Origin of the sequence: Cyclobacterium qasimii M12-11B (assembly GCF_000427295.1) — a bacterium.
Lineage (GTDB): Bacteria > Bacteroidota > Bacteroidia > Cytophagales > Cyclobacteriaceae > Cyclobacterium > Cyclobacterium qasimii.
In genome coordinates this window covers 1-634 of the sequence record NZ_ATNM01000166.1, presented here as the reverse complement: position 1 = coordinate 634, position 634 = coordinate 1, and the positions used below count along the sequence as shown (strand labels likewise).

The window sequence follows — 634 nt, the reverse complement described above, 5'->3', positions numbered from 1 at the left end:
TAAATACATCACAACGACAAACTCAAACCATATGTAACAAAAAATATAAAAACCTGGTAAAAGACCATGTCCCTACTCGTCCTGAACAACTTTGGGTCAGCGATATCACTTATATTAAAACACAATACGGTCATAATTATTTAGCCATTGTTACAGATGCTTATTCTAAGCAGATTATGGGATATAAACTCGATAACCATATGAGAACATCGCTTTGTACGGATGCACTCGCTATGGCTATTAAAAATAGGAAATACCCTGATAAAAAGCTTATCCATCATTCGGATAGAGGTTTCCAATACTGCAACCCCAAATACACACAGTTTGCTGAAGATAATGGAATTACAATGAGTATGACTGAACAATACGATCCTTACGAAAATGCTGTTGCAGAACGCATTAATAGAACTCTTAAATATGAATATGGATTAAAACAAACCATTAAAACACTGAATTAGCACAAAAATGACACAACAAGCAGTCTATATTTATAACAATTTGAGAACACATTTTAGCCTGGATCTCAGAAAACCTGCTGAAGTCCATCTCAATCCAAGCATCAAATACAAATCCTATCGAAAAAATAATGTAAATTTACCTGAACTTAAGATTTAAGAACAGAACTAGTTCAAAC

1 protein-coding gene is annotated in these 634 nt (G+C 33.4%); it reads left to right on the top strand.

Translation table 11 applies throughout. The features are described from left to right. Window positions 1-458 (top strand): IS3 family transposase (locus ADICYQ_RS21190; protein WP_152520509.1); only part of this gene is annotated, 458 nt, incomplete at its 5' end. Between the last annotated feature and the right edge of the window lie 176 nt (window positions 459-634).